The sequence below is a fragment of the Acetobacter sp. AN02 genome, from assembly GCF_029759835.1.
Lineage (GTDB): Bacteria > Pseudomonadota > Alphaproteobacteria > Acetobacterales > Acetobacteraceae > Acetobacter.
Window position 1 is genome coordinate 1 of the sequence record NZ_JAJJND010000092.1, and the last position, 9,716, is coordinate 9,716.

Genomic DNA, 9,716 nt, shown 5'->3' on the forward strand with positions numbered 1-9,716 from the left:
TCTCCCTCAAAACCGGGAAAACAGTCTGCACAGGAAGCCGGAAAGTACAACACTCACGGCACACGCGCAGCCCTTAATTGACGACACGCCGTAGTGAATCAGTAGAGAGAGCTTGAGAAAGTTTCCCGGGATCTCAATGATCGTAAAACAGAGATAGAAGCTTCACAGGCGGTGCTTGATGTACGGCTGAAAAATCTGGATGACGAACAGAAAAAGTCATGGCACGACTGAACGAGCGCAAGCATCTATCTGAAATGAATCCCCGGAAGACATCGGCCATTCTCGCCAATATGACACTGGAAAAGGCAAATAAGGCCACGCAGTTTCTGGCTGATCCTCCTGCTGCACCCCTGCCGCAGCAGGTCGCCTCATCCCGGCGCAGTCTGCTCTGACCCGATCAGGATCCCGGAGAAGATGGCGCGGAAATCTTTCCTGCTGTATCAGAGAGCCATGAAGTTCAGACTGTCCTCTTTCTGTCCGGCTGTCCCGTCGGGGAAACTTTGTCTGACGGCTGCACTGCTTGCGAGTGTTTCCGGGCTGCCTTTTCCTGTCCAGGCGGCGAACACTTCAGGGCAGACTGCTGCCGTGCGGACACCGCCCCGTGCATCTCATGAGCGTCCTGCAGCGGAATCCGCAGCGAATAAAGCTCCTGATGCAGCTTCAGCAGAGCCCCGGCTGCCTGAGGGCTGGAAACAGCAGACACTTACGCCGCCCGTGCTGCCGAAGCCTGCCGCGAATGCCGCGCCGGGTGCTCCTGCTCCGGGCAGCAGTGTTCCCGCCGTACAGGCTGAGGCGCTGCCTCCGCCGCCGGACAGTTCTTCCAGGATTTTTCTTCCGGTCCGCAGCGGAACGGGTGTCGCGGCGTTCTGGTCGGGAAAGGATTTCCTGATCGTTCTTGATCACGCAACGGCTTTTGATCGCAGTGCTCTTGCCGGATCGGTGAATTTTGCCTCGCTGGATATTCACGATCAGGGCGATGCGACCATCCTGACGCTTCACACTGATCATCCGCAGCATTTTTCCCTCTCGAAGCAGACCGGAGGCTGGATTCTGACGGCAGGTCCGGATCAGGTTCCTGTCGCTCCGGGTCCGGTGATCATTCCGCGCCGTCGTAACGCGGGAATGCTCTTTCCCTTGCCTGCTGTCGGACGTGTGGTGACCCTGACGGATCCGGCGACCGGGGCACGTCTCCTGATCGGAACATCCCAGGATATGATTTCGGGCGGAGCCACCATTCGGCATGCGGTGGGCTATGAGATTCTGCCCTCGGTTCAGGGGCTGGTGATTGCAGCAGACAGCGACCAGCTGGGCCTGCGTCCGGCGGACGAGGGGATGTTCCTGGATGCGACCGGAATGCCGGGGCTTCCTGTGGGGCAGGGCAGTACGGAAATGCTGGCCAGTGTTCCTGAGGACTGGTCCTGGATCACGCAGGGTAGTGCCGCAGTCCCTGCTCTGAGAGAGAATTATCGCAGATTGTGGACGGAAGCCGCCATGACGCCACCCGGGCGCAGGACGGGACCACGTCTTGCTGCGGCGCGTGCGGCCTTTATGATGGGGGATGCCCGTCAGGCGCGTGCGATTCTTTTTACGCTGATGACGGATGATCCGTCCGCCCAGAATAGCCCTGATATTACGCTTCTCTCCGCGATGTCGTCCTTTATGATCGGGGACATGGATGCGGCGTCCGTCCTGAACAAGTTGCCGGGGCAGGGCGGTCATCCGGATGAGTCGCTGTGGCGCGGGCTGTATACGGTGCGTACCGGGGACAGACCGGCAGATGCGGCGGGACTTCTGGCTGCGTCCTACAATCGGCTGTCGGGGTATCCGCAGCCTTTGCGGGCGCTGCTGCAGCCGGAGATTGCTGAAAATATTGCCCGTTTCGGATCGGAAGCTGACCGGAAGGTGCTGTCTTCCATGCCGGCCGGACCGGAATTTTCGGCGGCGCGTGCCCTTCTGCTCCTGCGCAGCGGTCAGGATGAGGCGGCGCTCAGCGCCTTTGACAAGCTGGCGCTCAGCCCGTCTACGCATCTGAGTGAGGTCGGGCTGGAAGAAGGAATCCGGCTCAGGGAAAAGCTGGGGCAGATCACGCATCTCAAGGCGGCCGAAGCTTTTGACCGGATGCGTCTGACCGCAAGGATGACCGGCCGGGAAGCGGATGTGCAGCTGTCCATGCTGGATGCCTATGCTCAGGCCGGGGACTGGCGTAATGCGCTGATGCTCTGTGATGCGATCGCTGAACTTTTCCCGGCGCATCGCGCGGCGCTGCAGGGACGGGTTTCCGGAATTGTCAGCAAGCTTGCCCAGCTGCCTCCGCCGGGCTCGCCTCCCGAGAGCAATTCTGTTGATATTATTGCCCTGATTGAATCCCATCTGGAGATGATCCCGGATTCTCCGGAGAAGGGTCAGATTCTGGCCAGCCTCGGGGATCGTCTGTCCAATCTCGGCCTGCCTGCTCAGGCGGCTACGGCCTACGAGCGTGCCCTGCCTTTTGCGCCCGGTGATCAGCAGCGTGGTGAGTGGGGGGCGAAGCTGGCTTCTGCCGATGTGGCGGCGCGGCGTCTGGGCCCGGCCCGCAAGGCGCTTGATGATACGGCGACTTCCTCTCTGTCTACGGATATTGCCAGCCAGAGGAAGCTGGTATCCGCGCGCATCCTGCTTCAGCAGGGTGAAAAGGAACGCGCGTTGGAGATGCTGTCCGGAGATGAAAATGCCGAGGCTCTGGACATGCGCGGGCGTATCCTGGAGGAAAGTCATAAATGGCAGGAAGCTGTCCTGATCGTCGGCCGTCTGGCCACTAAGCAGCTTCCTGAGACCGGTCCCCTGAATGAGATTCAGCAGAATCTCAGTCTGCGTCTTGCGACGGATGCATCACATACGAATGACTGGGAGACGCTGCAGCGTCTGCGGGACTGGGTAAACGGTCGTATTACCGACCCGAATCGTCAGCGTATCTTCAATCTTCTGACGTCCCGTCCGGCCGTTGCACAGAGGACCGATACGACGCAGCCGGTTCAGAACTGAGTATTCTGCACGTCTCCGTTTTTCCGTTTCATGCGGAGTGTGGTCAGCCCGAAGACCAGCAGGCTCAGAAGGGCGATGCAGAATGAAACGGGGGCATCGCTTTGCCAGGCAAGGGCAAGGCCGCCCCAGGCTTCGGCGACTGCCAGTCCGGCTGCCGCAGCCAGCCCGGCCAGAGGGGTAAGTCCGAGCCGGAGCGCTGTTGCGCCCGGGCCGATCATCAGGGTGAAGACCAGCAGGACTCCCGTTACTTCGGCGCAGGCGGCGGTGGCCAGTCCGGTCAGCCCGAGGAAAAGGCCGCTGATCAGGCGCACGGGGACGCCGCGGGCCTCGGCCAGTTCGGGCTGAAGGCTGAGGAACAGCAGGGGGCGTGCGAGTAGAGCCATGCCTGCAAGCCCTGCGAGAACAGTCACGGTGAGGCAGATGAGGGTCGGGGTATCGATTCCCATCACGTTGCCGAACAGCAGGGCGGTGGCTCTCCGGGCGGGGCCGTTCAGCAGATGCAGGAAGAGCATACCGGCCCCCATGGAGAAAGCCAGGGTCAGGCCGATGGCCACATCATGCTGTTCCTGACGGGCGCCGGAGGTGCCCATGACGGTGCCGCCCAGTCCGGCCGTCAGCATCAGCCCGGCCAGCGGAGGCAGACCTGCCCATAACGAGGCGGCAGCTCCGGCAAAGCCGATATGGGACAGGGCATGGCCTGCGAAGCTCTGGCGACGGAGAACGAGAAACCATCCTGTCACGCCCGACAGAAGGGCAGCCAGTCCGGAGGCCAGAAAGGCCAGGCGCATGAATTCAAACTGCAGCATCAGGTGCGACCTGCCGATACGAAAACCTGGCCTGACGGGGTCCGGAAGACCTCCACAGGGCAGCCATAGAGTGTGCTGAGGACGGGTGAGGTCAGCACGTCGTCTGATGTTCCGAACCGTGCCTCCCCGCCCGCCAGATACAGAACCTGATCCGTGACATCGGCCAGGGGATTGATGTCATGTGTGGACATCAGGACGGTAAGCCCTTTCTCACGTGCCAGTTTGCCTGCGAGAACGGCGACGTCCTGCATATGCGCGGGGTCCAGCCCGGCGAGAGGTTCGTCCAGAATCAGCAGCCGGGGCTGGCCGAGCAGGGCCTGGACGAGCAGCAGTTTCTGACGTTCGCCGCCGGAAAGGCTGCCGAAGGGGCGGTCGGCCAGGGATGAGACGCCCAGTTCCTGCAGCAGCCGGTCCAGCTCTGCCGGTCCGCGCGGGTCGGGCAGACCCCATGTGCGGCTGCCCTGCAGCGCGGCGAGGATATGCGTGCGTCCGCTCAGTGTGGGGCCAGCCGGTGTGCGGGTTTGTGGCAGGTAGCCGACATCCCTGCGTCCGGTTTTTACGGGCTGCCCGAACAGGGCGAGCGTGCCGCGTGCCGGTCGGATCAGGCCGAGCAGGGTGCGGAACAGTGTTGTCTTTCCGGCGCCGTTCGGACCGAGCACGGCTGTGACCGTCCCCGGAGGGATGTCGAAACAGACATTGCGCAGCACGGAGCGTCCGGCCGGGCCGGTTTCCAGGCCGTGACAGGAGATGGCAGGCGGTGCGCTCATTCAGGGGAGATCTGTGCCAGACCGTCGAGCAGATGATTCATCCAGCTCTGCCAGGTCATTCCCGGAGGCAGGGTTTCGTGAACGTCCAGGACGGGGATGCCGGTTCTGACGGCGAGTTCGGTCAGCCTGTCCGTGGCCGGTGTCCGTGTCTGGGCGTTGCGGATCAGGAGACGGATTTTCCGGCCGGTGATGGCCTGTTCCATTTCCGCCACGGCGGAAGGGGAGGGTTCGGTATCGTTGATTACGGCCTGCTGGAAGGCCTGCCCGGTCATGACCAGGCCAAGCCTGTCGGTCAGTGGCGTCACGATGGACTCCGTTGCCGCGATGGTCTTTCCGGTCAGATGCGGACGCAGGGCCTCGATGCGGGCGTCCAGCACGTCGATATCGTGATTAAGGGCCTGGAGTGTCCGGCTGCGTGCGTTCGTGCCGCCCGGGTCCAGGCGGTTCAGGCTCTGAACAAGCTGTGTGGCGACGGCGCGGACGGCATCGGGGCTGACCCAGATATGCGGATTGTCTCCCGGATGTCTCCCGCTGATCCGTGCCGCATTCAGGACGCTGTCCGGGGCGCGATCGGAGACCAGACGCTCCATCCACGGGTCGTATCCCCCTCCGTTGAGCAGAACCAGCCGGGCCTCGGAAATCCTTTTCATGACCGAGGGGGAGGGTTCGAAGAGGTGCGGATCGCTGTCGGCGCCCGAGATGACGCTTGTGACGGACACCTGATCTCCGGCGGCGCTGGCGGCGATATCGCCCCAGATGCTCTCTGCGGCCACGAGTCCGGGCTGTGCGGCGGAGGCCGTGCCTGCATTCAGCCACAGGCTGCACAGGGCGGGGAGGAGCAGGAGGCGGCGTGTCATGTCCCCCGCATACGCGGAATGTTATAATATATCAATCCGGAGCGGGTGGCCTTCATCTTCCCAGCGCGGTATAGAGGCGCACCTTCACCGCTATACGGGGCAATGATGAGCGCCACAGATTATAAGGTCAAAGATATTTCTCTCGCAGAATGGGGCCGGAAAGAAATTTCCATCGCCGAGGGCGAGATGCCGGGTCTGATGGCCCTGCGTGAGGAATATGGCGCAAGTCAGCCGCTTAAGGGCGCCCGTATCGCCGGCTGTCTGCACATGACCATCCAGACGGCGGTTCTGATCGAGACGCTGATTGCCCTGGGCGCTACGGTGCGCTGGTCTTCGTGCAATATTTTCTCCACGCAGGATCATGCTGCTGCGGGCGTTGCCGCGGCCGGTGTTCCGGTGTTTGCGTGGAAAGGTCTGTCGGAAGAGGAATTCTGGTGGTGCATCGAGCAGACCGTCCGGGGTCCGGACGGCTGGACGCCGAACATGATTCTGGACGATGGCGGCGATCTGACTGTCCTGATGCATGACAAGTATCCTGAGATGCTTAAGGACGTGCGCGGTCTTTCCGAGGAGACGACGACGGGCGTGCATCGTCTGTGGGAGATGCAGAAGAAGGGCACGCTGAAGGTTCCGGCGATCAACGTCAATGACAGCGTGACCAAGTCGAAATTCGACAATCTTTACGGCTGCCGTGAAAGCCTGGTGGATGCCATCCGCCGTGGTACGGATGTGATGATGGCGGGCAAGGTTGCCGTGGTTGCCGGTTATGGCGATGTGGGCAAGGGCTCTGCCGCGTCGCTTCGCAATGCGGGCTGTCGCGTTCTGGTGACCGAGGCCGATCCGATCTGCGCCCTGCAGGCCGCGATGGAAGGCTATGAGGTCGTGACGATGGAAGACGCCGCGCCGCGCGGCGATATTTTCGTGACGGCGACGGGCAATGTGGATGTCATCACGATCGACCACATGCGCGAGATGAAGCACCGCGCCATTGTCTGTAATATCGGGCATTTCGATTCCGAGATTCAGATTGAGGCTCTGCGGAATTTCAAATGGGATAACATCAAGCCGCAGGTGGATGAGGTTGTCTTTCCGGACGGAAAGCGCCTGATCATCCTTTCCGAGGGGCGTCTTGTGAACCTTGGCAACGCCACGGGGCATCCGTCCTTCGTGATGTCCGCCTCCTTCACCAATCAGACCCTGGCTCAGATCGAGCTCTGGACGGCAAAGCCGGGCCAGTATGAGAACAAGGTCTATGTTCTGCCGAAGAAGCTGGACGAGAAGGTCGCGGCACTGCATCTTGCGAAAGTCGGTGCTCAGATCACGAAGCTTTCTGAAAAGCAGGCTGAGTATATCGATGTGCCCGTGAGCGGCCCGTTCAAGCATGAGGCGTATCGTTACTGAGATCCTGTCCGGGTCTGCGGTCAAAACAGCGTTCTGACGAAAGGAAAATCCGTCATGGGTATTTTCAGTTCTATCGTTTCCGCCATTTTCGGTCATGCAAAGGCTGCGGAGCCTGCGAAGACGGGGGCGGAGGCTGCCGCTTCTGCTCCTGCCCCGGCTCAGGCTGCTGCTCCGGCAGCGGCTCCGGTTGATGTCGATGCGGTTCTGAGCGGTCTGGCCGCCGGAAAGGGCGAGACGCTCAACTGGAAAGAGTCGATCGTTGATCTGCTGAAGCTGCTTGGTCTCGACAGTTCTCTTGCGGCTCGTAAGCAGCTTGCGACCGAACTGGGCTATACCGGTGACCAGAATGATTCCGCCACGATGAATGTCTGGCTGATCAAGGAGGTTCGCCGGAAACTTGCAGAGAACGGCGGCAAGGTTCCGGCCGGTCTCTGATCAGGCTCTGCGGGGTGACTGCTTCCGGAGTGGCCTGCTGACGGCTTCGGAATTCGGAATCCCTTCAGTTCCGCGCAGACTGCGTGTTCCGGGCGGCCCTTGACGTTGCCGCCGGGCGGCGCGCAGTCTCTGTCCTGCTTTTTTCGGTTTATGCAGGATATATCAGGCCATGACTCTGACAGAGACCCTCAGGACGCGTTATACGACCAAGGCGTACGATCCGGAACAGCGCCTGCCGGAAGAGGTGGTGACCCAGCTTCTTGATGCGCTGCGGTTCAGCCCGTCTTCGGTCAACTCTCAGCCATGGCATTTTATTGTGGCAGACGATGCGGCGGGAAAGGCCCGTATCGCAAAGGCGGCTGTCGGGCCCTGTGCCTATAATGCTCCCAAAATCGAGAATGCCTCTCTTGTGATCGTTCTTTGCGCGATGACCGCGCTGACGCCGGAGTATCTCCGGGCCGTGCTTGATCAGGAGGCTGCGGACGGGCGTTTTGCGAGTGAGGAGGCGCGTGAAAGCCAGAATCGTGGCCGTACCGGCTATGTATCCCTGCACGAGAAGATGGGAGATATTGATGTCTGGGCGAAGAACCAGGTCTATATCGCGCAGGGATTCCTGCTGCTGGCTGCCGGGCTTCTGAAGGTGGATGCCACGCCGATGGAAGGTTTCGATGCGGGGATTCTGAGCGAGGAGTTCGGTCTTGCCGCGAAAAATCTCCGGCCGGCGGTGATCGTTGCGCTGGGTCATCGTTCTGCGAATGACTTCAACGCGAACCTGCCGAAATCACGTCTTCCGGCGGATCAGCTCTTCTCCCGCGCCTGAGTCCGGCTTCAGTCCTGCCCTGTTTTCCACAGTGGCAGGGCGATGGCCAGAAAGAGCCAGGACAGGATCAGGAGACTGCCTCCGGACGGGGCGACAGGACCGGGGTGGATTCCTGTGAAAGCCGTGAGGCAGACGCCTGATGCAAACAGGAGTGTCCCGGCCAGCAGTCCCCATACGCCGAGCAGGATCGCGCGCGAGGGGCGTGCGGGGACCAGTCCGGCCAGCAGCAGGGCGAGGGCATGCCAGACCATGACCTCGGCTGCGCTGTGCAGCATGGTTCTTCCGCCCGGTGCGAGGCGGTTTTCCGGGAAATGGGCGGCGAGTGCCGAGAGGGCCATTCCGGCAGCGGCGAGGGCTGCTCCGGCGGCGCGCCAGATCGGGACAGAGCGCAATGGAGTCTTCATGCTGTTCTTCCTGGATGAAACGGAACAGAACTGATCTGTTTTTTTCTTGACCGGAACCCGTAACAACATCCGGCGTACCGTGACTTATTATCGTTTTCACGGAAAGACCAGTTGCGGGGAGAATAACGGTATGTTAGCCGCGCAGTCTGCGACCGGAAAAACCGGAATGCTCTGCGGGCCGTCCGCAGAGGTCCATCTTCCTGTGCGGAGAAGTCAAGATGAAAAAAATCGCCAGTGCTCTGTGCGCTGCTTCCATGCTGGCCCTTGCCGCCTGCGCCGGTAACAACCCTGCGACGGCACCGCTGTCGGATGCGGATGCGGCGTTCGTGCAGAAGGCTTCGGCAATCAACGAGCTGGATATCGCGATCGGAAATCTGGCCTCCACGAACAGTAAGAACCAGCAGGTGACGCAGTTCGCTGATACGCTGGTGCGTGACCACACGGACAGCCAGACACGTCTGACGGGGATTGCGACGTCTCATAACGTCACGCTGGCTACGGCGCTGAACGCGGATGACCAGAAGATCGTCGACGATCTGTCCGCCAAGAAGGGCACGGCGTTTGACCGCGCTTTCGCGTCCACCGTGATTTCCGGCCATCAGGATGCCGCGAATGTCTATTCTGACGAGGTTGCTTCCACGACGATGGAAGATCTCAAGAGCTACGCGTCTGACATGGCTACGGATGTCCAGACGCATCTGACCGAGGCGCACAAGCTGTCCGCACCGAAGGCGACGGGTCGTCGTCGTGGCGGTCATCGTCGCCACAAGTAATATCGGTTCTGATCCGCGCCGGGCTCTTTCCGGTGCGGGCTGGTCCGGACGGCAGCGGATCTGAGTTGCTGTCCGGACCGATCCTGCCGTCATACGCAGAAGTGATGACTGGCAGATTTATCCCTGAAATAAAGATCGTATCTTCGGCAGATATGTGACTGCCACAGGTTCATATCCGCCTGATGTCCGAAGGCGGAGTATATTGCGGTCCGGGATTTGTCATTGTTCCGGGCGGGTTGTCCGGTTGTTCTGCCGTTCCTGCCAGTGTTCTGAATAATAAAGGTAAAGACGGAATACGTGGTTTTCCGTCAGACTGTCGGCTGAGGAAAGCTTCGATAAAAAACTGTGATTTCCTCTTACGTCGTGTCGTCAGTTAAGCAGTATGATGATTGAAGCGAACTGCACTGCTGCGAGGAAAGTAGATTTGAGTTT

10 protein-coding genes are annotated in these 9,716 nt (G+C 60.8%); 6 read left to right on the forward strand and 4 right to left on the reverse strand.

Going from position 1 to position 9,716, the window contains the following annotated elements; translation table 11 throughout:
• Positions 1-218 precede the first annotated feature (218 nt).
• Both LOC54_RS10025 and LOC54_RS10030 read left to right on the forward strand, forming a co-directional pair.
• Positions 219-392: a hypothetical protein gene (locus tag LOC54_RS10025; RefSeq protein ID WP_279313676.1), complete on the forward strand. Its 174-nt coding sequence runs from the start codon at positions 219-221 to the stop codon at positions 390-392.
• 22 nt (positions 393-414) lie between these two features.
• Positions 415-3,021: a tetratricopeptide repeat protein gene (locus tag LOC54_RS10030; RefSeq protein ID WP_279313677.1), complete on the forward strand. Its 2,607-nt coding sequence runs from the start codon at positions 415-417 to the stop codon at positions 3,019-3,021.
• Here the strand turns inward: LOC54_RS10030 and LOC54_RS10035 are convergent.
• Genes LOC54_RS10035 through LOC54_RS10045 form a run of 3 tightly spaced genes read right to left on the reverse strand, consistent with a single transcriptional unit; the run spans position 3,012 to position 5,451 of the window.
• Positions 3,012-3,827 carry a metal ABC transporter permease gene (locus tag LOC54_RS10035; protein ID WP_279313678.1) on the reverse strand — a complete coding sequence of 272 codons (816 nt, stop codon included), beginning with the start codon at positions 3,825-3,827 and terminating at the stop codon, positions 3,012-3,014. The genes LOC54_RS10030 and LOC54_RS10035 overlap by 10 nt on opposite strands.
• Positions 3,827-4,594 (reverse strand): metal ABC transporter ATP-binding protein, encoded by a 768-nt coding sequence (locus tag LOC54_RS10040; protein WP_279313679.1) that lies wholly within the window; start codon positions 4,592-4,594, stop codon positions 3,827-3,829. Before LOC54_RS10040 ends, LOC54_RS10035 begins: the two co-directional genes overlap by 1 nt.
• Positions 4,591-5,451 carry a metal ABC transporter solute-binding protein, Zn/Mn family gene (locus tag LOC54_RS10045; protein ID WP_279313680.1) on the reverse strand — a complete coding sequence of 287 codons (861 nt, stop codon included), beginning with the start codon at positions 5,449-5,451 and terminating at the stop codon, positions 4,591-4,593. Before LOC54_RS10045 ends, LOC54_RS10040 begins: the two co-directional genes overlap by 4 nt.
• 102 nt (positions 5,452-5,553) lie before the next feature.
• Between LOC54_RS10045 and ahcY the strand changes: the two genes are divergently transcribed.
• The 3 genes from ahcY (at position 5,554) to nfsB (ending at position 8,107) form a co-directional block, all read left to right on the forward strand.
• A complete protein-coding gene (gene ahcY, locus LOC54_RS10050) occupies positions 5,554-6,852 on the forward strand; it encodes an adenosylhomocysteinase (RefSeq protein WP_279313681.1) in 1,299 nt (432 codons plus the stop codon).
• 54 nt (positions 6,853-6,906) lie between these two features.
• Positions 6,907-7,287 carry a DUF3597 domain-containing protein gene (locus LOC54_RS10055; RefSeq protein WP_279313682.1) on the forward strand — a complete coding sequence of 127 codons (381 nt, stop codon included), beginning with the start codon at positions 6,907-6,909 and terminating at the stop codon, positions 7,285-7,287.
• A 169-nt stretch (positions 7,288-7,456) separates the two neighbouring features.
• Positions 7,457-8,107, forward strand: a complete 651-nt coding sequence (gene nfsB, locus LOC54_RS10060) for an oxygen-insensitive NAD(P)H nitroreductase (protein WP_279313683.1) — start codon at positions 7,457-7,459, stop codon at positions 8,105-8,107.
• 8 nt (positions 8,108-8,115) lie between these two features.
• Here the strand turns inward: nfsB and LOC54_RS10065 are convergent, their stop codons facing one another.
• Positions 8,116-8,511, reverse strand: a complete 396-nt coding sequence (locus LOC54_RS10065; RefSeq protein WP_279313684.1) for a DUF423 domain-containing protein — start codon at positions 8,509-8,511, stop codon at positions 8,116-8,118.
• Positions 8,512-8,729: 218 nt separating this feature from the next.
• Between LOC54_RS10065 and LOC54_RS10070 the strand changes: the two genes are divergently transcribed.
• Entirely contained in the window at positions 8,730-9,284 is a 555-nt protein-coding gene (locus LOC54_RS10070; RefSeq protein ID WP_279313685.1) for a DUF4142 domain-containing protein, read from the forward strand.
• The last annotated feature ends 432 nt before the right edge of the window (positions 9,285-9,716 follow it).